Source organism: Streptomyces sp. NPDC029152 (assembly GCF_055564355.1).
The window spans coordinates 119643-142389 of the sequence record NZ_JBVHWR010000008.1; the positions used below are offsets into that span (position 1 = coordinate 119643).

General features: G+C 72.4%; 20 protein-coding genes. 14 read left to right on the forward strand and 6 right to left on the reverse strand.

Translation table 11 applies throughout. The annotated features are described in order from the left end of the window. Positions 1–189 precede the first annotated feature (189 nt). Positions 190–744, reverse strand: coding sequence for a hypothetical protein (locus ACZ4V6_RS18840; RefSeq protein ID WP_467828480.1), 555 nt, complete (start codon positions 742–744; stop codon positions 190–192). 154 nt (positions 745–898) lie between these two features. On the opposite strand from ACZ4V6_RS18840, the gene tsaB reads away from it, so the two are divergent. From tsaB to ACZ4V6_RS18890, 10 genes are all read left to right on the forward strand, one after another. After that, positions 899–1552 (forward strand): tRNA (adenosine(37)-N6)-threonylcarbamoyltransferase complex dimerization subunit type 1 TsaB, encoded by a 654-nt coding sequence (gene tsaB / locus ACZ4V6_RS18845; protein WP_467828481.1) that lies wholly within the window; start codon positions 899–901, stop codon positions 1550–1552. Positions 1553–1581: 29 nt separating this feature from the next. Further along, positions 1582–2055, forward strand: coding sequence for a ribosomal protein S18-alanine N-acetyltransferase (gene rimI, locus ACZ4V6_RS18850; protein WP_467828972.1), 474 nt, complete (start codon positions 1582–1584; stop codon positions 2053–2055). Further along, complete coding sequence (gene tsaD, locus ACZ4V6_RS18855) at positions 2048–3145, forward strand: tRNA (adenosine(37)-N6)-threonylcarbamoyltransferase complex transferase subunit TsaD (protein WP_467828484.1); 1098 nt, start codon at positions 2048–2050, stop codon at positions 3143–3145. Before rimI ends, tsaD begins: the two co-directional genes overlap by 8 nt. Continuing rightward, on the forward strand, positions 3142–3396 hold the full coding sequence (locus ACZ4V6_RS18860) for a hypothetical protein (protein ID WP_467828487.1): 255 nt from the start codon (positions 3142–3144) through the stop codon (positions 3394–3396). The genes tsaD and ACZ4V6_RS18860 overlap by 4 nt, the downstream gene beginning before the upstream one ends. An 82-nt stretch (positions 3397–3478) precedes the next feature. Continuing rightward, complete coding sequence (locus ACZ4V6_RS18865) at positions 3479–3874, forward strand: CU044_2847 family protein (protein WP_467828490.1); 396 nt, start codon at positions 3479–3481, stop codon at positions 3872–3874. A gap of 3 nt (positions 3875–3877) precedes the next feature. Continuing rightward, positions 3878–6025, forward strand: a complete 2148-nt coding sequence (locus tag ACZ4V6_RS18870) for a VMAP-C domain-containing protein (protein WP_467828493.1) — start codon at positions 3878–3880, stop codon at positions 6023–6025. Next, positions 6022–6972, forward strand: coding sequence for an AAA family ATPase (locus ACZ4V6_RS18875; RefSeq protein WP_467828495.1), 951 nt, complete (start codon positions 6022–6024; stop codon positions 6970–6972). The genes ACZ4V6_RS18870 and ACZ4V6_RS18875 overlap by 4 nt, the downstream gene beginning before the upstream one ends. A 2-nt stretch (positions 6973–6974) precedes the next feature. Then, positions 6975–10301 (forward strand): SAV_2336 N-terminal domain-related protein, encoded by a 3327-nt coding sequence (locus tag ACZ4V6_RS18880; protein WP_467828498.1) that lies wholly within the window; start codon positions 6975–6977, stop codon positions 10299–10301. Positions 10302–10425: 124 nt separating this feature from the next. Then, positions 10426–11478, forward strand: coding sequence for a LacI family DNA-binding transcriptional regulator (locus tag ACZ4V6_RS18885; RefSeq protein WP_467828501.1), 1053 nt, complete (start codon positions 10426–10428; stop codon positions 11476–11478). A gap of 207 nt (positions 11479–11685) precedes the next feature. Beyond that, positions 11686–12708: an LCP family protein gene (locus tag ACZ4V6_RS18890; RefSeq protein ID WP_467828974.1), complete on the forward strand. Its 1023-nt coding sequence runs from the start codon at positions 11686–11688 to the stop codon at positions 12706–12708. 38 nt (positions 12709–12746) lie between these two features. Here the strand turns inward: ACZ4V6_RS18890 and ACZ4V6_RS18895 are convergent, their stop codons facing one another. After that, positions 12747–13922 carry a class I SAM-dependent methyltransferase gene (locus ACZ4V6_RS18895; RefSeq protein WP_467828504.1) on the reverse strand — a complete coding sequence of 392 codons (1176 nt, stop codon included), beginning with the start codon at positions 13920–13922 and terminating at the stop codon, positions 12747–12749. Positions 13923–14012: 90 nt separating this feature from the next. On the opposite strand from ACZ4V6_RS18895, the gene ACZ4V6_RS18900 reads away from it, so the two are divergent. The 4 genes from ACZ4V6_RS18900 (at position 14013) to groL (ending at position 18018) form a co-directional block, all read left to right on the forward strand. Further along, the gene (locus ACZ4V6_RS18900; protein WP_467828507.1) at positions 14013–14963 is read left to right on the forward strand and encodes a polysaccharide deacetylase family protein; all 951 of its coding nucleotides are present in this window, start codon (positions 14013–14015) and stop codon (positions 14961–14963) included. Then, positions 14960–15655, forward strand: coding sequence for a polysaccharide deacetylase family protein (locus ACZ4V6_RS18905; protein WP_467828509.1), 696 nt, complete (start codon positions 14960–14962; stop codon positions 15653–15655). The genes ACZ4V6_RS18900 and ACZ4V6_RS18905 overlap by 4 nt, the downstream gene beginning before the upstream one ends. A gap of 283 nt (positions 15656–15938) precedes the next feature. Beyond that, positions 15939–16247, forward strand: coding sequence for a co-chaperone GroES (groES, locus tag ACZ4V6_RS18910; protein ID WP_077796719.1), 309 nt, complete (start codon positions 15939–15941; stop codon positions 16245–16247). A 145-nt stretch (positions 16248–16392) separates the two neighbouring features. Next, positions 16393–18018 carry a chaperonin GroEL gene (gene groL, locus ACZ4V6_RS18915; RefSeq protein WP_467828512.1) on the forward strand — a complete coding sequence of 542 codons (1626 nt, stop codon included), beginning with the start codon at positions 16393–16395 and terminating at the stop codon, positions 18016–18018. 477 nt (positions 18019–18495) lie between these two features. Here groL and ACZ4V6_RS18920 read toward each other — a convergent pair whose 3' ends face one another. The 4 genes from ACZ4V6_RS18920 to ACZ4V6_RS18935 form a co-directional block, all read right to left on the reverse strand. After that, positions 18496–18990: a hypothetical protein gene (locus tag ACZ4V6_RS18920; RefSeq protein WP_467828977.1), complete on the reverse strand. Its 495-nt coding sequence runs from the start codon at positions 18988–18990 to the stop codon at positions 18496–18498. A 385-nt stretch (positions 18991–19375) separates the two neighbouring features. Then, the gene (locus tag ACZ4V6_RS18925) at positions 19376–19837 is read right to left on the reverse strand and encodes a hypothetical protein (protein WP_467828514.1); all 462 of its coding nucleotides are present in this window, start codon (positions 19835–19837) and stop codon (positions 19376–19378) included. 89 nt (positions 19838–19926) lie between these two features. Beyond that, complete coding sequence (locus ACZ4V6_RS18930; protein WP_467828516.1) at positions 19927–21846, reverse strand: alpha/beta hydrolase; 1920 nt, start codon at positions 21844–21846, stop codon at positions 19927–19929. A gap of 6 nt (positions 21847–21852) precedes the next feature. Next, positions 21853–22317, reverse strand: coding sequence for a hypothetical protein (locus ACZ4V6_RS18935; protein ID WP_467828518.1), 465 nt, complete (start codon positions 22315–22317; stop codon positions 21853–21855). Between the last annotated feature and the right edge of the window lie 430 nt (positions 22318–22747).

Sequence of the window (22747 nt, forward strand, 5' to 3'; positions counted from 1 at the left end):
ACCTGCTGGCCGATCGTCGCGAACCGCCACATGGCGTCGCCGTCCGCGCGGGACTCCCGGATGCCGCCGGTCCGCAGGCCCGGGGAGGGCTTCGGCGGCGAGCCGTCCACGGCCGCGCTGAAACCGACGACCACGCCCTCGACGCTGGTGACCTGATCCGGGGGTGCCGCCGGGGCGCGGCGGCACGGATCAGGGGATGACGACGACCTGCTGGCCGATCGTCGCGAACCGCCACATGGCGTCGCCGTCCGCGCGGGACTCCCGGATGCCGCCGGTCCGCAGGCCCGGGGAGGGCTTCGGCCGCGAGCCGTCCACGGCCGCGCTGAAACCGACGACCACGCCCTCGACGCTGGTGAAGCGCACGACGTGCTCGACCGGGACGCCGTCCGATCCGGTGATCCTCTTCGAGCGCGACGTGACCGCGTAGGTGCCCGGTGCCGGATCGACCTTGCCGGGGGTGACCGTGAAGGTGTCCTGGACCTTGCCGTCCGGGCCGACCAGCCACACCCGGTCGTCGTCCAGCGAGTACACCACCCGTTCGCCCCGTCCCGAGCCGAGGGGCAGGGCGTCCGGGTGCCGGGCGTCGCGGGGCGCCTTGGAGGGGCCGGGGGCGGGGGCGCCGGTCGCGTGCGGCCTGCTCGGCTCGGCCGGCCCGCGCTCCGACGCCTGGTGGGCGAGGAACCCGACCGTGCCGAGGGCCGCCGCGGTGAGCGCGGCCACCCAACCGGCGCTGCTGCTTGCCACTGGGACCACCTAGGCGTCGTACGTCCTGCTCACGGGCGCGGCGTCACGCACAGTGCGAGATATGTCACACAGAGTGCTTCCGGTGACGGTAGCAGCAGCCGGCCGTCCGACCCGGTCGTCCGACACGGGCCCGTGAGCGCCGTAGGCTGTTTGCGTGCTCTTGCTCGCTCTGGATACCGCCACGCCCGCCGTGACCGTCGCGCTGCACGACGGTACGGACGTCATCGCCTCGTCGAGCCAGGTGGACGCACGCCGGCACGGTGAGCTGCTGCTCCCCGCCGTCGACCGGGTGCTCGCCGAGGCCGGACTGCGGCTCGACGCCGTCACCGGCGTCGTCGCCGGCATCGGCCCCGGCCCGTACACGGGACTGCGGGTCGGCCTGATGACCGCGGACACCTTCGGGCTCGCGCTCGGCGTGCCCGTGCACGGCGTGTGCACGCTGGACGGACTGGCGTACGCCGCCGACCTGGAGGGCCCCTTCGTGGTGGCGACCGACGCCCGCCGCAAGGAGGTCTACTGGGCGCGCTACGCCGACTCCCGCACCCGTCTCACCGACCCGGCGGTCGACCGCCCCGCCGACATCGCGCGGCAGGTGGCCGGAGTCCCGGCCGTCGGCGCGGGCGCCCTGCTGTACCCGGACACCTTCCCGCGGGCGCACGAGCCCGAGCACGTGTCCGCCGCCGCCCTGGCGTGCCTGGCCGCCGAGAAGCTGGCGGCGGGCGAGGAGCTTCCCGCGCCCCGCCCGCTGTACCTGCGCAGGCCGGACGCCCAGGTGCCCAAGAACTACAAGGTGGTCACCCCCAAGTGACCGAGTCAGCCGCTGCCGTACTGCGCGAGATGCGCTGGTGGGACATCGACCCCGTGCTCCGGATGGAGCGGGAGCTGTTCCCGGAGGACGCCTGGTCGCGCGGCATGTTCTGGTCCGAGCTGGCCCACGCGCGCGGCCCCGGCGCGACCCGGCGGTACCTGGTCGCGGAGGCGGACGGACGGGTCGTCGGCTACGCGGGCCTGGTGACCTCCGGGGAGCAGGCCGACGTGCAGACCATCGCCGTCGCCCGCGACCACTGGGGCACCGGCCTCGGCGCGCGGCTGCTGACCGAACTGCTCAGGGCCGCCACCGCCTTCGAGTGCACCGAGGTGCTGCTGGAGTGCCGGGTGGACAACACCCGCGCCCAGCGGCTGTACGAGCGCTTCGGCTTCGAACCCATCGGCTTCAGGCGCGGCTACTACCAGCCGGGGAACGTGGACGCCCTGGTGATGCGCCTGACCGACCCCGCCAACTCCGTACAAGGAACCGAGACCCATGGCTGACGAACCCCTGGTGCTGGGGATCGAGACCTCCTGCGACGAGACCGGCGTCGGTGTCGTGCGCGGCACCACCCTGCTGGCCGACGCCGTCGCCTCCAGCGTCGACGAGCACGCCCGGTTCGGCGGCGTCGTCCCGGAGGTGGCGAGCCGCGCCCACCTGGAGGCGATGGTCCCCACCATCGACCGCGCGCTGAAGGAGGCGGGCGTCAGCGCCCGCGACCTCGACGGCATCGCCGTCACCGCCGGCCCCGGCCTGGCCGGCGCCCTGCTGGTCGGCGTCTCGGCGGCCAAGGCGTACGCCTACGCCCTCGGCAAGCCCCTGTACGGCGTCAACCACCTCGCCTCCCACATCTGCGTCGACCAGCTGGAGCACGGCCCGCTGCCCGAGCCGACCATGGCGCTGCTGGTCTCCGGCGGGCACTCCTCGCTGCTGCTGTCGACCGACATCACCTCCGACGTCCGCCCGATGGGCGCCACCATCGACGACGCGGCCGGCGAGGCCTTCGACAAGATCGCCCGCGTGCTGGACCTGGGCTTCCCCGGCGGCCCGGTCATCGACCGGTACGCGCGCGAGGGCGACCCGAACGCGATCGCGTTCCCGCGCGGGCTCACCGGGCCGCGCGACCCGGTCTACGACTTCTCCTTCTCCGGCCTGAAGACGGCCGTGGCCCGCTGGATCGAGGCCAAGCGGGCGGCGGGCGAGGAGGTGCCGGTGCGGGACGTGGCGGCCTCCTTCCAGGAGGCGGTCGTGGACGTGCTGACCCGCAAGGCGGTGCGCGCCTGCAAGGACCAGGGCGTCGACCACCTGATGATCGGCGGCGGCGTGGCCGCCAACTCCCGGCTGCGGGTGCTGGCCCAGGAGCGCTGCGAGGCGGCCGGCATCCGGCTGCGCGTGCCGCGGCCCAAGCTGTGCACGGACAACGGTGCGATGGTCGCCGCGCTCGGCGCCGAGATGGTCGCCCGCGACCGGGCCGCCTCCGACTGGGACCTGTCGGCGGACTCCTCGCTGCCGGTGACGGACCCGCACGTCCCGGGACGGGGCCACACCCACGACCACGTCCACGAGGCCGGCGAGGAGAACCTGTACTCGTGACCGTCGCGCTGATGTGGGAGGCCCGGGCCGTGCCCGGCCGGGGCGAGGACCTGCTGGCCTGGGCACGGGCGCAGCCGCTCGACGCCGAGCCGCTGCGCCGGGAGACGCTGCGCGCCCCGCAGGACCGGGTCCTCGTCATCACCTGGTGGGACGCCGCCTACGACGCCGACCTGCCCGAACTGCCGGAGCCGGACGGGGAGCTGGTCACGCGGGCGGTGCACCGGTGGCGGTTCGAGTCGGCCGGTGACTGACCCGGTACGGAAGGCATCGATCCGATAACCGAGTTGGCCGAGATCCAGGCCGAAGTCCCGCCCGCCGAGGACAATATGCCGCGTGTCCACTACACCTGACCTCGAACTCGACGACGGCACGCCGGTCCGGTTCCTGCTGGGGCCCGCCGACGGCACGGTCCCGGTCCCGCCCGACGACGACCTGCCGGAGGGCATGGGCCGTGCGGTGCCCGTGGCCCGGGGCACGGGCACGGTCGCCCGCTTCGCGGCCGGGGCTCTGCGCGGCGCGCTCAGCCCACTGGGGCCGCTGATCCAGGAGGTCCACGACGCGGCCACCGCCGTGCCCGACCCGCCCACCGAACTGAGCGTCACCTTCGGCGTCCAGGTCGGCCAGGACCTCAGACTCGGCGTCGTGGGCGGCACGGGCCAGGCCCACCTCACCGTCACCGCGAGCTGGAGACCGGCTCCCGGAACCGGCGCCGCGCCCGCCGCGGACTGAGGCGTGGGATGGTTCATCCCGGCGGAGGACGGGGCCGACGATCCCTCCCGGTACGTCGTCTCCGTACGCCGGGCCGAGGACGGCAAGACCGTCGGGGCGGGTTTCGTGCTCGGCGCCGACACCGTGCTGACCTGCGCCCACGTGGTCAACGCCGCCCTGGACCGGCCCCTGCTGGAGCCGCGGACGCCCGGCCCGCACGAGGTCTGCGTCCAGATGCGCCCCCACGGGCACGCCGTCCGCCGGTACGTCGCCCGCGTGGCCCACTGGATCGCCCCGCGTGCCCGTGACGGCGGACCGGTGCCGCCGGGGGACGACGAGTGGCTCGGCGACCTCGCCGTGCTGCGGGTCGACGGCCCGCCCGGCGGACTGCCCGCCGGACCCCGCTCGTCCCCCATGACCGCGGGCCAGGAGGTCGAAGCCTGGCACGGCACCGGTGAGGCGGCCACCTTCGCCCGCCTCACCGTCCACGGGCCGGACGGCTCCCGGGCCTACCTGGACGGCGCCCCCACCGGCATGGCGGTGGGCCCCGGTTACAGCGGCGGCCCGCTGTGGTGCCGCAGGGAGCGGGCCGTGGTCGGCCTGGTCGTCGCCCACTTCATGCCGCCCCGGAACGCGGCCACCGGCGCCCCGCTCCCGCACAGCCCCCAGCATCTGGTGCGGCGCAGCTGGGGCGTGCCCTGGCAGCGCGTCGAGGCCGAACTGGGCCCGCTGGGCGTGCTGGACGGCGCGTCCTCGGACCTGCCCGACCCGGACGACCCCGCCTTCCTGCTGCTGGTGGAGGCGATCGAGGACATCTTCCCCTCGCCGAGCAGCCGGGTGACGGGCGCCCAGCGGCTCGCCCGGGCCTGTGGGGTCTGGCCGGGCAGTGATGTCGTCCCGCCCACGCCCGAGGAGTTCGCCGCGTTCCTCCTCACCCATCCGCGGGCCCTCGCCGCGCTCTCGGGCCACCTGCGGCGCGACGCCCCGCAGGACGCCGACCGCGTCCTCGCCGCGGGCGGCCTGTCCCGTACCCCCCGGCTGCTCTCCCCGCAGGAGTACGCCGCCCTGCGGGGACACCTGCGCTCCATGGAACCGGACGTGCTCGCCCGCTTCCCCGAGGCCGTCCGGGCCGCCCTGCCGCACGTGGCGGCGCTGCCCGGCGGTGACACCGCGGAGGCCCTCCTCGACCGTCTGGAGGCCCTGCCCGGGGACGGCCGCGCCCACGGCGGAGAGCGCAGGGTCCCCGCGCTGCTGCGGGTGATGGAGTACGTCGGCGCCCTGTGCCCCGGCGCCAGGCGCGCCGGGCTGCGGCTGTGGGCGGACGGCGTGGCGTCCCGGCTCGGTATCGCCCGGGCCGCGCTCGGCGAACGCCGCTCCGACGCCCAGGAGTGGGTGCGCTCCCTGCGCGCCCGGTCCGCCCGCGTCCGTGTCCTGGTCCAGGTGACCCGGGCCGGACAGGGCCGGCACCGGCTGCGGATCTGGTGCGACGAGGGCGCCGGGCCGCGCCAGGTCTCCACGGACAGCGTGCGCTCGTACTCCGCGCCGGAGGCGGCGCGCGAGGTGCTGCGCGTGCTCGACTCCCTCACCCCGCCCGCCGAGGACGAGAGGCCGCCCCTGGTCGAGGTGCTCGTCGACCGGACCGGCCTCAACCTGCCCGTCGACGAGTGGACGGCACGGGGCCCGGACCAGCTGGTGCCCGGAGTGCTCGGCGTGGAGTTCCCGCTGGTGGTGCACTGTCCCGAACTGCTGCGCAGGCACGGACGTTTCCTGTCCCACTGGCGCAGCCGGTGGAACCGCCTCGACTCGGGCAAGACCTTCGTGGTCTCCGAGTCGATGGACCGGGACACCATCTACTCCCGGCTGGTCAACCAACTCGACACCGTACGCGTCTGTGTGGACGTGCCGCCCGGCCCGCGCGACGGCATCGTGCAGACCTGTCTCGCCCTGGGCATACCGGTGGTGGTGTGGGACCGCGGCCGGGACGGCGCCGCGCACGCCGTCCGGTACATGGCGGAGGTCGCCACCCGGGAGATGCCCGACGGCGTACGCGACTACCGCGCCCACGCCAAGGCCAGCCCGCCCGACTACCCCGGCCGCCCGGTACTCGCCTGGGCCGACGCCGACCGCACCGTGCCCCGTCTGCACCTGACCGAGCCCCAGGAGAGCGCATGACATCCGCAGCCGACGCCGAATGGCGCCTGTTCCGCGGCAACGGCGTCCCCCGGTCCGTCGCCCTGCCCTCGGCGCCGCCCTGGCGCCGCTTCGCCCCGGCCCCCTCGACGCGGCCGGAGCTGCCCTACGTGATCGCCCCGCAGCACGCCGACGTCGTCAACGCGGCACTGCACCTGCGCCGCCCGCTGCTGGTGACCGGGCCCGCCGGCACCGGCAAGTCCTCGCTCGCGCGGGCCGTCGCCCACGAACTGCGCCTGGGCGAACTGCTGCGGTGGCCCGTCAACAGCCGGTCCACCGTGAAGGACGCCCTCTACCAGTACGACGCGATCGGCCGCCTGCGGGAGACGACCCTCAGCCGGGACCGCGGCGAACGCGAACCGTCCATCGGCACGTTCGTCCGGCTCGGCCCGCTCGGCACCGCCCTGGTGCCCTCGGCCGGCCCCCGCTGCCTGCTCATCGACGAGATGGACAAGGGCGACGTCGACCTCCCGAACGACCTGCTCACCGTCTTCGAGGAGGGTTTCTTCGACATCCCGGAACTGACCCGGCTGCCGGAGGACATGGCCGACGTCGAGGTGCAGACCCACGACCACCGGGGCACCGTCCGCGTGCACCAGGGGCTCGTGCAGTGCGCCGAGTTCCCGGTCGTCGTCATCACCAGCAACGGCGAGCGCGACTTCCCGCCCGCGTTCCTGCGCCGCTGTCTCCGGCTCGACCTGCCGCTGCCCGACGAGGAGCGCCTGCGCACCATCGTCGTCGCGCACCTCGGGCAGGAGGCGATGCGGGAGGCGGACGACCTGATCGAGGCGTTCCTGCGCCGCCGCGCCCTCGGCGAACTCGCCACCGATCAGTTGCTCAACGCGGTGTTCCTGCGCACCGGCGGCGTCGACCTGGACGCGGAGGGGCTGCTGGACGCCGTCCTGCACCAGCTCACCGGGGCGATGTGACCGTGCCGGCCGGGGGAGAGCGGCTCGCCGAGATGCTGCGGCTTCTCGGCGCCTGCCGCGTGGACCTGGACGCCGACCAGGTCCTCGACGTGCTGTGGCTGGCCCGGCGGCTGCCCGCCGGCCCCGGGGCACCCCTCCACCGGCAGGCGCCCGCCCCTCCGCAGCCGCCCTCGCCGCCCGACGCCCCGCAGGCGGAGGACCGGGCCGCCCCGCAGCAGCCCCCGCCCGAGCCCGGCGACCCCGAGCTGCCCGATCTCACCAGCCCCACCACCCTGCACGCGGCGGCCCGCAACACCCCGGAACCGCAGTTCCGGCCCGTGTCCACCGGCCAGGAACCCCGGCGGGCCCTGCCGGTCCGGGTCCCGGAGGAGAAGGCCCTCGGCGACGAACTCGAACTGGGGCGGTCGCTGAGGCCCTTGCGCCGCCGTCACGACAGCCGCCACCGCACGGAGATCGACGAGGACCGTACGGCCGCCGAACTGGCCGAGACCCACCTGCCCGACGTGGTGGAGCGGCCGGTGCGCGAGCGCTGGCTCGACCTCACGCTGCTCGTCGACGACGGCCTGTCGATGCTGCTGTGGCACCGTCTCGGCACGGAACTGCGCACCCTGCTGGAACGCCTGGGGGCCTTCGCCCTCACCCGGGTCCTCGGCCTCGACACCCGCGCCGCGGGGGGACCGCGCCTGCACGCCCGGCCGTTCCGCCCCGGCAGCACCGAACTGCCGCTGAGCACCGTCAACGACCCCTCCGGACGCTCCCTGCTGCTCGTCGTCAGTGACGGCATGGGCCCGGCCTGGCGGTCCGGCGCGATGCACGCGCTGCTGGCCGAGCGGGCGGCCCGCGGTCCCGTCGCCGTCGTGCACACCCTCCCTCCGGACATGTGGGAGGCCTCCGGTGTCTTTGCCGAACGCTGGCAGGCCACCACCAGGCGGGTCGGCGGCGCCAACACCTCGTGGAGGATCGCCGACCCGGTGCTGCCGTCGGAGCTGAGCCGGTTCGACGACATCCCGGTCCCCGTCCTCGAACCCACGCCCGACTCCTTCGGGGTCTGGGCCCGCCTGCTCGCCTCCCCGGGCACCACGGTCGAACTGCCGCTGCTGGCCCGCCCCGACCGGTACGCGGCCGTCGCTCCCGCGCAGGACCTGAGCAGCGCCCAGCACTTCCGGGACGCGGCCACCCCGGAGGCGTACCGCCTGGCCGCCCACCTCGCGGCGGTCGCCCCGCTGTCCGTGCCCGTGATGCGGCTGGTGCAGTCGGCGGTGCCCTGGCAGGCCACCACCTCCCACCTGGCCGAGGTGTTCCTCGGCGGCCTGGTCCGGCCGCACCCGGCGCCCGTGTCGGGCCCGCTGCCCGCCAAACACCGGGTCTTCGACTTCTCCGAGGCGTCCAAGGCCGTCCTGCTGGACGCGGTGCCGCAGGCGGAACTGCTGCGCACCGGCCGCCGGATCGGGCGCCGGCTGGAGGAGCTCGCCGGCCGCTCGCCGGACTTCCCGGCCTGGCTGCTCCACCCGGACGGCACCGACCCGCTGCCCGGTTCCCAGCACCCCTTCACGCGGGTCGAGCGCAGGCTGCTCAGCCGGTTCGGGGTGTCGCTCGGCGGTACCCGCCCCGCCGGGCCGGGCTCGCCGGCGCCCGGCACCGGTACCGACGACTGGGAACCGCTCACCGAGGGCGACCCCCGCCACATCGGGGGCTACGAGCTGCGCGGCCGCCGGCGCGGGCGGCGTACGGTCGTCTACCGGGGCGTCGACGCCCGGGGCCGGGAGGCCGCTGTGCGGGTGCCGCGTCCGGACCTGCCCGCCGTCAACGCGGGGCTCGTCGCGGTCGAGGCCGAGGCGCTGGCCCGGCTCCAGGGCCAGTACGCGCCCGCGCTGCTCGCCGCCGGGCTCGAGGACTCGCCGCCCTGGCTCGCCATGACGCCGATCGCGGACGCCCAGGCCCCCGACGCCCGGCCGCTGCGGCTCGCGGAGGTCTTCACCAGGGCCCTCACCGACGGCACGGCCCCCTTCGACATCCTCCAGGGCCTGCTCGTCTCCTGCTACCTCGCCAACGCGGTCGCCCTCTGCCACCTCAACGGTCTCGTGCCCGCCGCCCTGGACGCCGAGAGCGTGTACGTGCTGCGCCGCACCGTCGTCCTGGGCGGCCTGTCCGACTGCGCCGTCGACGGCGCGTACCTGGGCTCGGGCCCGGCGCCCACCCGCGAGGACAACGTACGCGCCCTGGGCGAGCTGCTCCAGGTCATCAGCAGCAAGGCCGGCTGGGACATGCCGGGACTGCCCGAAGGCATGCACCTGTGGCAGGGCGACACCTGGGAACATCTGCGGCGGCTCGTCCTGCGCTGCACGGACCCGGACCCGTCCGTGCGGCCCGCCGCCAGCGAGGTCGCCGAGGTCCTGGCCCGCTACGTGGCCCGCACCCGCCTCCAGCTGGGCGAGGCCGGAGCGCGCGGCGCACAGGGCGGACGGGTCCCGCGCGTGCCGCTCACCCCGCCCGGCACCGCCACCGCGGCGCCGGGCCCCGCGCTGCGGCTGCCGCGCTTCGGCGCCGCCCGCAAGCAGGCCCGGAACCGGCTGGAGCGGCTGCGGGCGCCCGTGGCGCACAGCAGACGCCTCACCCTGATCGGCGCCTACTACTACAGCGGGCGCGCCACGACGACGATGCTGCTCGGCTCCGTCCTCGCCGCCGCGCGCGGCGAACCCGTCCTGGCCCTCGACGGCTCCGCCTCCGAAGGGTCGCTGGACGCCTTCCTCACCGACCGCAACCCGGCCGTCGTGCGAGACCTCGGCGTCCTGCCTCCCGCGCCGTCCTACGAGGAGATCCGCGCCCGCACGACCCGGTTGCCGTCCGGCCTGGAGGTCGTCGCCCACCGCAGCGGGCACTTCGGCTCCAACCCGGCCCACCAGCAGGAGTACGCGCACGTCCTCAGGCTGACGGCGCCCTACTACCCCTTCGTCCTCACCGACTGGTCCCCGCTGCGGCTCGACCGGTCGGCCGACGTCGTCCTCGACCACACCGACCAGCTGATCCTGTGCTGCGGCACCGCGGAGTGGTTCCTGGACGCGGCGGTCCGCACCCTCGCCATCGTCCGGGGGAACGGCCGCGAGGAACTGGCGCGGCGGGCCCTCGTCGTCGCCACCGACCTCCACGGGCCCTCGGGACGGAGTCTTCCGGGGGCGTTCGCCCGGCGGCTGCGCGTCGAGCCGGAACAGGTGGTGCACATGCCCTTCGACGCGGCCCTGCAGTCCCCCGGCTGGGAGCTGCACCGGCTGCGCCCGGCCACCACGGAGGCGCTGCTCGCGCTGGCCGAGCTGGTGACGCGGGACGACTGACGACGGCCGACCCGGAGGAGCCGAATGTTTCGGAGTGGATACCGAACGACCCGAGGGTCCGTGGGAGGCCCGTAGGGGATCCGAAGTGTTCGTCAGAAACGCTCGCGGGGATACGATCGCCCCCATGACTTCCCCCCAGCCCGCGGAAACCGGCTCGCGACGGCGGTCCGGGCAGACCGCGACCCTCGCCGAGATCGCCCGCGAGGCCGGTGTGTCGGCACCGACTGTTTCGAAGGTCCTCAACGGCCGCGCCGACGTCGCTCCCGCCACCCGGGCCCGCGTGGAGGAACTGCTGCGGACCCACGGCTACCGGCGCCGGCGGGCCGAGGCGGCCCGCTCGCCCCTGATCGACCTGGTCTTCCACGAACTGGAGAGCGCCTGGGCGATGGAGGTCATCCGGGGCGTGGAGAACGCGGCGCGGGACGCCGGGCTCAGCGTCGTGCTCTCCGAGAGCGCGGGCCGCCTCACGCCCGGCAGGACCTGGGCCGACCAGGTCGCCGCCCGCCGTCCGCACGGCGTGATCCTCGTGCTGTCCGGGCTGGACGAGTCCCAGCGGGCCCTGCTGACCAGCCGCTCCATCCCGTTCGTGGTGATGGACCCGGCCGGCGACCCGGGCGCCGACGTGCCGTCCATCGGCGCCACCAACTGGCAGGGCGGACTCGCCGCCACCCGCCACCTGATCGACCTGGGGCACACCCGCATCGGCGCGATCAGCGGACCGACCCGGATGATGTGCAGCCGCGCCCGCGTCGACGGCTACCGCGCCGCCCTGGAGACGGCCGGGCTGCCGGCCGACCCCGGCCTGATCGTGACCGGCGACTTCCACCACGAGGCCGGCTACCGGCAGGGCCTGGAGCTGCTGCGCCGCCCCGACCGGCCGACCGCGGTCTTCGCCGGCAACGACCTCCAGGCGCTCGGGCTGTACGAGGCCGCGCGCGAACTGGGACTGCGCATCCCGCAGGACCTGAGCGTGGTCGGGTTCGACGACCTGCCGGTGGCGCGCTGGGTGGGGCCGCCGCTGACGACCGTGCGGCAGCCGCTCATGGAGATGGCCGAGGCCGCGGCCCGCCTGGTGCTGGACCTGGGCCGCGACGGAGGCGCGGCCACGACCACCCGGGTGGAGCTGGCCACCAGCCTGGAGGTGCGCAGCAGTACGGCGCCGCCGCCGTCCGCCTGAGGGAGCGGACCGGCCGGCGGACCGGGGCCTTCACCCGGGACCCGCCGGTGCCGCCCCGTCCGCCCCGTCCGCCGCCCGCGTGGCGAGAAGTCTGAGAATTTCCGCAGAATCCCGTCCGCGCCTACCGCCGTCCAATAATTCGGACTTATGTTCCTCCTGGTGGGGGCACTCGGGCGGGGACGCGAGCGGGACGGGCGGGGGCGGCGCATGGCTGCGCGGGCGGGGCGGAACGTACGGTCGACGACACTGAGGGCCGTCGGCCTCACCCTGGCGGGCGCGCTGCTGCTGGGAGTCGCCGCGGCGGGCTGGGCGTACTGGCACCTGAGCGGCAACATCAGGAGCGTCGACATCGACGGCGCGCTCGGTGACGACCGCCCCGCACGGCCCCTCGCCGCACCCTCCGCGTCCGGTTCCCCGACGCCCGCCGGCGCCCTGAACATCCTGGTCCTCGGCTCGGACTCGCGCAGCGGCGAGGAGAACCGGGAACTCGGCGGCGGCGACAGCGAGGGCGCCCGCTCCGACACGGCGATGGTCGTCCACCTCGACGCCGGCCGGACCTCCGCCACCGTCGTCAGCATCCCGCGCGACACGCTCGTCACCCGCCCGTCCTGCCCGCTGCCGTCCGGCGGCACGACCCCGCAGGCGGACGGCGCGATGTTCAATACCGCCTACGCCCTGGGCGGGCCCGTCTGCGCCGTCAAGACCGCCGAGTCGCTCACCGGCGTCCGCATGGACCACTACGTCGAGATCGACTTCTCCGGCTTCGCCGAACTGGTCGACGCGCTCGGCGGCGTCACCGTCACCGTCGACGAGGACATCGACGACGACAAGAGCCACCTCCACCTGGACGCCGGCACCCGCCACCTCGACGGCGCCCAGGCCCTCGGACTGGCCCGCACCCGGTACGGGCTGGCCGACGGCAGCGACCTCGCCCGCATAGAACTCCAGCAGAAACTGGTCAAGGCACTGCTGGAGCGGGTCTCCGGCGCCGGACTGCTCACCGACCCCGCCCGGCTGTACCGGGTCGCCGACGCGGTCACCGGCAGCCTCGTCACCGACTCCGGCCTGGACTCGCTGGGCGAGCTGACGGAGCTCGGCCGCAGCCTCGCGGGCCTGTCGGCGGACGCCGTGCGGACGGTGACGATGCCGGTGCTGCCGGCCCCCTGGGACGTCAACCGGGTGGTGGCCAGGGAACCGGACGCCCGGAAGCTGTGGGAGTCGCTGCGCTGACCCGCCCCGCGACGCCGGCCCGATCCGGACGGCGGGGCCTAGCGCACCGGACGCCCGATCAGCATCGTCGGCGCCCCCGCGACCCGGGTCAGGAACACCGTGGCCGCGTTCGGCCCCTGGGGCCTGACCTTCTTCCGCAGTTCCTCGGGCTCGACCGCCGAGCCGCGCTTCTTCACGGTCAGCGTGCCGACCCGGCGCTCCCGCAGCAGGGCCTTCAGCTTCTTGACGTTGAAGGGCATCCGGTCGGTGATCTCGTACGCCGTGGCGTACGGCGTCGGCACCAGCTCGTCGGCGGTGACGTAGGCGATGGTCGCGTCGAGCAGCCCGCCGCCGACCTGTGCGGCGACCTCGGCGACCAGGTGGGACCGGACGACGGCGCCGTCCGGCTCGTACAGGTACCGGCCGGGCGTGCGGACCTCCGGGTCGGGCAGGCCGGTGCCGAGCAGGGTGCGCGGCCCCGGCAGCAGCGTGGCCCGGACCGTCCCCGGCGCGGTGGCGAACCACAGCACCGCCTCCTTCACGTCCCCGCCGTCCGAGATCCACTCGGCCTCGGCGTCCGCGGGCACCGCCTCGTGCGGGATGCCGGGCGCCACCTTCAGCGCGGCGGCGCGGGACGCCGTACGGGCCGCCTGGACGGCCCAGGACAGCGGTGGCGAGTAGGCCTCCGGGTCGAAGACGCGGCCGCGTCCGCCGCGCCGCGCCGGGTCGACGAACACGGCGTCGTACCCGGCCGTGTCCACCTCCGTGACGTCCGCCTCGCGGACCTCGATGAGGTCGTCCAGTCCCAGCGCCTCGGCGTTGGCGCGGGCCGCCCCGGCCGTCGCCGGGTCGCGGTCGACGGCCAGGACCCGGATGCCCGCGCGGGCCAGCGCGATCGCGTCGCCGCCGATCCCGCAGCACAGGTCGGCGACGGAGGCGACGCCCAGCTCCTTGAAGCGTTCCGCCCGGTGGGCGGCCACGCTCGCCCGGGTCGACTGCTCCACCCCGTTCGGGGTGAAGAACATCCGCCCGGCGTCCTCGGCCCCGAACTTCGCCACCGCCCGCTGCCGCAGCCGCGCCTGACCGAGCGCGGCCGACACCAGCCCGGCCGGGTGGTCGCGGCGCAGCCGGGTGGCGACGGCCAACTCCCGCGCGGGGTCGGTGTCGCGGACCTCGTCGAGCAGGGCGCGGCCTTCGGGGGTGAGCAGGGCGAGGAGGGCGTCGAGGTCGTTCACCGGCCCATTGTGGGCCAGTCGGTGGATGGTGCGCCTCCGGCGCGGTGTCGGGCGCGGGAGGGGGGCCAGGGACTGCGAGGATCCGGCACCATGCGAGTAGTAGTACAAAATGACAAAAGCCGGGCACGTGGAGTGTCCCGGGCCGCCTCCAGGATGTCTTCGGGGACCAGGGCGCGCGGCGGCCTTGCCGTGCTCCTCGTCGCCGCCCTCGCCTCCGGCTGTGCGCAGGACACCGCCGAGGTGCGGGGCGCCCCCGGCCGGCAGCCCCTCCAGGCGCCCCCGGCCCACGCGCTCGACACCTACGCGTCCGAGCTGCGCGCCGCGCAGGCCGCCCGGGCCGCCGCCGCCGAGCGCTGGAACCTGAGACAGGTCCCGCTGACGGCCCCGCCGCCCCCCGCGAGGAAGCCGGAGATCACCGCGCGCGAGGGCTTCGAGGTGGACGGGCAGGAGGACCTCCCGCCGGTCTTCACCACCGTCCCCACGAAGGAGAGGATCCTCTTCCTCACCATCGACGACGGCGCCGAGAAGGACCCGGCGTTCCTGCGCATGATGAGCGAGCTGGAGATCCCGTACACGGTCTTCCTCACCGACGACGAGATCAAGGACGACTACGGCTACTTCGAGGAGATGCAGGCCCGCGGGGTCACCCTCAACAGCCACACCCTGAGCCACCCCTACCTCCCGGCGCTCTCCTACGCGCAGCAGGAGCACGAGATCTGCGGCATGCAGGAGGTGATCGAGAAGCGCTACGGCAAGCGCCCGGCCCTCTTCCGCCCGCCCTTCGGCAACTACAACCGGGACACCCTGCGCGCCGCGAAGTCCTGCGGCGTCAAGTACGCGCCGATCTGGAACGAGGAGGTCTACGTCGACCACTGGGAGTACCGCGAGTGGGACCAGGACCTCCACCCGGGCGACATCGTCCTCACCCACTTCCGGGGCCGCGGCGACTGGGACGGCACGATGACGGACATGGTCCGCCGCTTCCTGGACCGGGTCACCGCCGAGGGGTACGCGGTGGCCCGGCTGGAGGACTACCTGTGAGGCGGGGGCGGTTCCGGCCGGCCGGGGCCGCCCTGGCCGCCGTACTGCTCACGGGCTGCGCCCAGTTCGCCGGCCCCGCCGGCCGGTCCACGGCAGGGAAACCGGCCGGGGACGGCGGGCGGGGCCGCGCGACGCCCGCCGTCCTGGACCACGTCCGCACCACCGACAGGGTCGTCTTCCTCACCTACGACGACGGCGCCGACCGGGACCTCCGCCTCGCCGCCCTGGTCCGCGAACGACGGCTCCCGGTCACCCTGTTCCTCACCGACACCGTGGCCGGGCCGGCGTACGGCCACTTCGCCCGGCTGCGCTCGGCCGGCGCGAGCCTGCAGAACCACACCCTCGACCACCGCTCCCTGCGCGGCCTGCCCCGCGCCGGCCAGCGCGCCGAGATCTGCGGCCAGCAGACCAAGCTCCACTCCCGCTTCGGCGTCCGGCCCCGCCTCTTCCGCCCGCCCTACGGCCGGTACGACCCGACGACCCTGCGCGCCGCCGCCGACTGCGGCATCACGGCCGTCGTCCTGTGGCGGGCCGAACTGACCGCCGACGGCACCCTGGCCTACACCCGCGGCGCCCCCCGCCTGCACCCCGGCGACATCGTCTCCGTCACCGCCCCGGCCCGCACGGAGGAACTGCTGCGGCGGATCGAGCGGCAGGGGCTGCGAGCGGGCCGCCTGGAGGACTACCTCTGACCTCCGCGGACGGGCCGCCGTTCCGGCGCTCCGGACGACGCCCGCACCCGCGCCGGGCGGGCCGAAGAACCGGTGTCCGCGCGAGAAAGTCCGCCGACGCGCCGCGGGCATTGGCACTCCGCTTGACCGAGTGCTAATCGCGGTCATAGTCTCGGCTCTGGCACTCCCCCCCGGAGAGTGCCAACAACGCGACGGGCAGGTCCGGCACCCGCGACGACGGATCCACCTGGTCGCCACCTCAGACAGTTAACCCCGTGAGATCTCCGAAGGGGGAGGTCGGATCGTGACGACCGCCAGCTCCAAGGTTGCCATCAAGCCGCTCGAGGACCGCATCGTGGTCCAGCCGCTCGACGCCGAGCAGACCACGGCTTCGGGCCTGGTCATTCCGGACACTGCCAAGGAGAAGCCCCAGGAGGGCGTCGTCCTGGCCGTGGGCCCGGGCCGCTTCGAGGACGGCAACCGTCTTCCGCTCGACGTCACCGTCGGCGACGTCGTGCTCTACAGCAAGTACGGCGGCACCGAGGTGAAGTACAACGGCGAGGAGTACCTCGTCCTCTCGGCCCGCGACGTGCTCGCGATCATCGAGAAGTAAGACGTCGAGAAGCACGTCGTAGGTCGACTCACCTCGACTCTGCTCGACAGCTGCGCCCCTGGCCCCCGCGACCGATGAGAAGCCGGGCGCGAGGGGCGCAGTCTGTTTTCCGTTAGATCAGATTTCCGAGAGGGCTCCCGCTCCCATGGCGAAGATCCTGAAGTTCGACGAGGACGCCCGTCGCGCCCTCGAGCGCGGCGTCAACAAGCTTGCCGACACGGTCAAGGTGACGATCGGCCCCAAGGGCCGCAACGTCGTCATCGACAAGAAGTTCGGCGCCCCCACCATCACCAACGACGGTGTCACGATCGCCCGCGAGGTCGAGATCGAGGACCCGTACGAGAACCTCGGCGCCCAGCTGGTGAAGGAGGTGGCGACCAAGACCAACGACATCGCGGGTGACGGCACCACCACCGCCACCGTCCTGGCCCAGGCGCTGGTGCGCGAGGGTCTGAAGAACGTCGCCGCGGGTGCCTCCCCGGCGCTGCTGAAGAAGGGCATCGACGCGGCGGTCAAGGCCGTCTCCGAGGACCTCCTCGCGACCGCCCGCCCGATCGACGAGAAGTCCGACATCGCCGCCGTGGCCGCGCTGTCCGCCCAGGACCAGCAGGTCGGCGAGCTCATCGCCGAGGCCATGGACAAGGTCGGCAAGGACGGTGTCATCACCGTCGAGGAGTCCAACACCTTCGGCCTGGAGCTGGACTTCACCGAGGGCATGGCCTTCGACAAGGGCTACCTGTCGCCGTACTTCGTGACGGACCAGGAGCGCATGGAGGCCGTCCTCGAGGACCCGTACATCCTCATCAACCAGGGCAAGATCTCCTCCATCGCCGACCTGCTGCCGCTGCTGGAGAAGGTCATCCAGACCAACTCCTCCAAGCCGCTGCTGATCATCGCCGAGGACGTCGAGGGCGAGGCCCTCTCCACCCTCGTCGTGAACAAGATCCGCGGCACCTTCAACGCCGTCGCGGTGAAGGCCCCGGGCTTCGGCGACCGCCGCAAGGCGATGCTGCAGGACATGGCCGTCCTCACCGGCGCCACCGTCATCTCCGAGGAGGTCGGCCTCAAGCTCGACCAGGTCGGCCTGGACGTGCTCGGCTCCGCCCGCCGTGTCACCGTCACCAAGGACGACACCACGATCGTCGAGGGTGCCGGCAACGCCGAGGACCTCCAGGGCCGCGTCGCCCAGATCAAGGCCGAGATCGAGAACACGGACTCCGACTGGGACCGCGAGAAGCTCCAGGAGCGCCTCGCGAAGCTGGCCGGCGGCGTGTGCGTGATCAAGGTCGGCGCCGCCACCGAGGTGGAGCTGAAGGAGCGCAAGCACCGTCTGGAGGACGCCATCTCCGCGACCCGCGCCGCGGTCGAGGAGGGCATCGTCTCCGGTGGTGGCTCCGCCCTGGTCCACGCCGTCAAGGTCCTCGAGGGCAACCTCGGCAAGTCCGGCGACGAGGCCACCGGTGTGTCGGTCGTCCGCAAGGCCGCCGTCGAGCCGCTGCGCTGGATCGCCGAGAACGCCGGCCTCGAGGGCTACGTGATCGTCTCCAAGGTCGCGGAGCTCGAGAAGGGCAGCGGCTACAACGCCGCCACCGGCGAGTACGGAGACCTGGTCAAGGCCGGCGTCATCGACCCGGTCAAGGTCACCCGCTCCGCCCTGGAGAACGCCGCCTCCATCGCCTCCCTCCTGCTGACGACCGAGACCCTGGTCGTCGAGAAGAAGGAAGAGGAAGAGCCGGCCGCCGCGGGCCACGGCCACGGCCACGCCCACTGAGCGCTGCGCTGAGCTGAGCTGAGCCGACGGTGCCCGGTGCCCCCGCGGGGGCACCGGGCACCGTGCGTTCTTCAGGGGCGCCGGGGTCGCGTCCGCCCCGTCCGGCCTGTTGCCGGGTGCGGCTTCGCTCTTCGAGTGATCAGGACCGCTCGGCTTACTGGTCGGCCGGGAAGCATCGGACTTCTCCCCGCAGAGGGTCGTGGCGCTCAGGTGAGCTTGGCCTTTGGCCTGATCAGGACCTCCAGTTGAAACCCGTCCTGCGTCTTGAAGCGGGCAGTCGGCCCGTTCGGACTCGATGCAACATGATGGCTGCACAGGTCGTCGACAACAGAAATCCTGACCGCCGGCTCTCGTGCATGGCCGTCGCACGTCCCGCGAGAAAGTCCTGGTCGTGCTCGGCGCGCAGCGCAGTACGGGAACTTCGGCCCGTCGTCGGTCCGAGCGCGCAGGTCGTCTTTCAGAGGGCGGGCTGGTTCCTCAGCCCGAAGACGTCGATGGGAGGGGTTCACTGGAGGACCAGAAGGCGTCTTCCATGTTGGGCCTCGGAATCGCCTCACCGTAGTAGCTGCGGCCGTTCACTTTCGTCGCCGGCGGGGCCACGCTCGACTCCTTGACGCAGGAGGTTTGGACGTCCAGGAAGAACTGGCCCTCCCCGCCGACCACCAAGCTCATGCGGAGCAGTCCGTCACCGCTTTCGGCGTAAATTTCCGGGAAATCGACACTCGGGTTGACGTCGGTGATTTTGTTTCCGTTCTTCTTCCAATGGCGCTCGATGATGCCGAGCAGGGCGCCCCTCCTCTCCTTCGAAACCTTTGTCATGACAACCGCGCGGCGCGTAACGTCCCCCAGCCCGGTCGACTCTCCACCACAGCTGCCGTGATCCGACACGTCGTGAGTCCACTCGATGGGAGGCTTCACCGTCGAGAAAGTTTCGTGAACAAGCGCGTCGGCCTTGTCCGCCGCCTCCTGCATGTTCACATTCGAAGCCTTCCGTGCGTCTTCCGAACGCCCATGGTCACCGCCGCAACCGACGGCGGTGAGGAGTGCGAGTGAGGTTCCGATCACTCCGATGGGAAACCTTTTCATCGTGACTCTTCTGTCGTGACTAGATCTGCTCTTCCGGAGACGATCTTGGCGATATTGTTTGCAGCGGACGGATTTCTCTCGGAATCGAAGTACCCCGAGTGGGCCGGGCCCCACGGCCCGCACCCCGTCCTGCCAGTGCTGCAGGAGGCTCCGGGCGACGACCGAAGGCCGCCGACAACCCCGCGGAACCACTCAGACGCGTGAGCGGCTTGTATGGGCGACCCTGAGCCGACCTGACACGTTGGGGCGCCGGCGATCGGGTGCGAGCACCTCACGAAGAGATCGGCGTCGTCTCCGACCAGAACTCGGACTTGACGTCGGGATCCGGAATGGGGCCACCTGCGTAGTCGGGCCCCACGGTCTTACTTTTCGGCGGCGACACAGAAGATTTTTCTACACAAGGAGTGGCCACCTCGAAAAACACTTGCCCATTGCCGCCGACAAGAAGTCGTACGTTGAACTCATCTGGCGTCTGAAAATACATGGCAGGGCTTTCAGTGCTACGGTTGACGCCGAGTTGCCGAAACCCCTCTTCCTTCCAGTGTCGTTCCACGACTCCCATAAAGTTGCCGCGGCGTTGCGGGCTGATGACAGTCATCACCGCCCGACGGCGCGACACGTCACAGTCACCCTCAGTGGATTCACCATGGGTCCAGTGAACCGTTGGCTTGATGGCATCGAACGTACGGTCCAGGATCTTGTCGGCATGCTCAGCAGCCTCCTGCATGTCCATCTCGGCACGCTCTCCTCTCGGCTGGCTTGAAGTACACCCTGTTACCAGGAGCAGTATCCCCGCCATGGCCAAAGGTGCCCGGAAGCTTCTCATCGCGGACGCTCCAGAATGATCTCGTCGGACTTACCGGCGACGATCTTCGCGATATTGTCGGCTGACATTTGGTCCTTTGTGGGGGTGAAGTACTGTGAATGGGCGGCAGTTCCGGCTTCAGTCAGAGTGGGGCCGTCGCTCACCAGGAAACGCGTAGCACCGAACTGCTTGTTGGCCGGGTCGGTTCCGAACCATATCTGGCTGGGGTCCGTCTGTTGGTCCTGAGCCGAGTAACCGGCGATACCGCCGATCAGAGTGCCGCTCACGCCACCGACAAACCCTCCCACCGGACCACCCATACCCAGACCCAGCACTAGCCCCGCCGACCCGCCGCCGGCGGCTCCGGCCCCCATCCCGCTGGCCTCCTCATGGTTGGGGAGCTTCGTGACGATGTCGTTGTCCGCAGCGCCGACAAAAACGTGTCGGCTGCCCACATTGAGTTCATCCGCGTGCTGCGCTCCAGTGCCTGGGCTTCCGACAAGGATGATGTCGTCGGCGCCGGGCACACCGCCTTTTTCCTGAGCTGCCAGGCCAACAGTGAGGGAGCCGTAGGAGTGCCCAATGGCTGTGATATGTGGATCATCGTTCGTGTTCGTGGCGGATATTCCGGCCATAAAGCTGTTATATGCAGGAGCGCCGGCTTCGGCGTTGTCCCGGAACATGACGTCGGTGTTGGCGGCGAGGTCATCGACGGAAGTCTGTGGTGCGTCGTAACCGAGCCAGACTATCGAGGCCGTCGAACTGTGGGGGTCCGCCTCAGCGGCACCGAGTGCTGTGTCTTGGGCTCTCTTCATCGTCTCGCCGGCGAATCCCTTGTCCAGCTTGGTCCCGAGCCCCGGGACGTAGGCCGAAACATTCTTCGCCGTGTCGGGATTCCCGTACGAGACGATGGCGCGCCCGTTGCCTTCGAGGCCGATGCCCAAGAGGTACATCGGCGGCACACTGGGTTTTCCGAGCTTCTCCTGGATTTTCTCCAGACCACCCAGCTTGGTCTGCGACGCCTCGTCGTGCCGGCCCTCCAGTGACGCGATGAGCAGGGGCAGGTTCTCGCGGTTCGCCTCGTCGCGCACCGCTGCCGGAATGCCGTCCAGGTTTCCGATGATCTCCGGGAACGCCATCCTGTACTCGTCGCGTTCCTCGTCGCTGAGGCTGTCCCACCACTCTTTGCGGTCGGCGGGAGGCTTGTCCAGCGGGATGGTGTCCCGGAGGTATTCGCTCGCGGCCGAGCTGACGGCACCGACGTCGGACGCCACGTCCGCCCACGTCTTCGTGGTGACGCCCAGCCCCGGCGCCGCCTTGAGCTTGCCGAGTGCCTCGCTGTAGCGCTCGTCGATCTCCGTGGCTTCCCGCAGGGCGTGGGCGATGCGGTCGGCGATGTCCTGGGCCTTCGCGTGGTGCGGGTTGCCGTGGTGGATGTCGATACCGCTGGTTCCCGCGTCCGGCGAGTACAGCCCGTCGGGGCCAGGGCCGTACAGGGCTCTGTTGCCGGGACTCAGCATGCCGTTGTTGCCCACGGCCGTGCCGCCCGGGACCTCGCCTCCGGTCGCCTTGTTCTCGCCACCGGCGGGAAACGTGACGTCTCCAGCCGGGCTGACCGGATACCCCAGGGCCGCCGCGTCGTCCAACGCCTCGATCAGACGGCGCCTGGGGGAGGCGATCTCGGCGGAGAAGCCGTTGAGCGCCCCGCTGACCAGACCGCACTCGACCTGGGTGTAGTGAAGGTTCTCGGAGAGCTTCTTCAGCTGCTTCTGCGCCGCGTCAGCGGCCTCGCCCTCGTTGGCCGCGTCCATGGCCTTGGTGATCTGCTTGCCGATGCGCTCCGCGGCTGCGTCGGACGCATCGCTCACCGCGCGGTATCCGTCCGCGGCCTCCGCGTACTCGGCCGGCTTGAGCGCCTTGAGCGCCTTGATGTCCACGACCGGTCACCGGTCCTTGCCGTGGCCGGCGGACGCGTCCTCGGAACCGACGCTCAGCGCGGCGATCTCGGCCTCGATCGCCTGGTCCGTCCTCAGCTGGTCGTTCCCCGTCTTCTCCAGGACACCGGCGAGACCCTCGCACCACTCGTCGATGTCCTTCACCCGGCGCGCCCACGAGTCGAAGACCCCCTTCTGCGCCGCGGCGGTCAAGAACGCGGAACCCTCGTCGAGACCGGTCTGGGATTCCTCCAGCTTCGTCAACGCCTTGCCGATGCTGGTCTGCACCTCGCCGAGGCCCTCCCCCGCCTTGGACCATGCGGACTTGTCCGACCGCAGCCTGCCCGACGGAGGACCATAGGTGCCGCCACCGCCCGCTCCTGCCTGGTCGGCCGGCAACTGGTTGAGCTGCGTGTGCGCGGACTGACGCTCGGCTGCCGCAGTTTTGAGCCGCTCCCACTCCTCCCACGCCATGCGTGGCCCCTCCCCGACTTCCTGGCCCCACCACCGGCCCGAACAGCCCTCGTTCACCGGCAATGGTGTGTGAACGGAGTGAACGCTAATGTGCCGTCACCACCGGCCCCACCCGTATCCGGCATCAAGAAGTCTGAGTAGCCGTACTCAGACTGGAACAAGCCGCGAACTGGCCGGATCGTCGTTTCTCGTCGCAGCGCCGTCGCGCACCCGTTGCCCGAGTGCGTGCGCACGCCCTACCTCGGCACCGCCGACAGGTGGGGAACGTCCGTGCGGAGCCCGTGACGCAGCCGAGGAATCCGTGGACGCGCGATGAGGCGGATTCGGCGAGGCGTCGAGGGCCCTGGACTCCGCGAGCAGTCGCGCGTCCTTCTCCTGGTCCAGAGCGACCTCGAAGACCCGCAGGGAACTCTCCGCCGGGGGCCCTCCG